Origin of the sequence: Brachymonas moutaii (nom. illeg.) (assembly GCF_049977365.1) — a bacterium.
Lineage (GTDB): Bacteria > Pseudomonadota > Gammaproteobacteria > Burkholderiales > Burkholderiaceae_C > Brachymonas.
On record NZ_JBNGEN010000042.1, the window covers coordinates 1 to 326 of the forward strand.

A 326-nucleotide genomic window follows, 5' to 3' on the forward strand; every position below is an offset into this window, starting at 1 on the left:
ATGTGGCAGTGGCCGTGCAGACACCCGTAGCCGAGAGCCTGGCGCTGGGACAGGCGGTGCAGGGAGTTCGCGCGCAAGAGCAAGTGCAAAGCCGTGAGGCACATGGTCCTCTCACTTTCTGAGTTTTCCAAGACACGCCATGAAAACTTCGATCAAGGCAGCCACGCTGGCTGCCGCACTGCTTTTCTTTCTGCTGGGTGGGTGCTGGATTTCCGGCAAGCTGCTCTTCATCTGGTTTGGTTTTGACAATCGCCAACCCGGACTTTTCACCTGGCTGCAGTACTTTCACTTTGTGAACGATCCGCGCTATGCCGCATATGCCACCA

1 protein-coding gene is annotated in these 326 nt (G+C 56.7%); it reads left to right on the forward strand.

The window, feature by feature from the left end:
• Positions 1–139 precede the first annotated feature (139 nt).
• A partial coding sequence (locus ACP2WS_RS11345; protein WP_426460861.1) for a hypothetical protein occupies positions 140–326 on the forward strand: 187 nt, incomplete at its 3' end.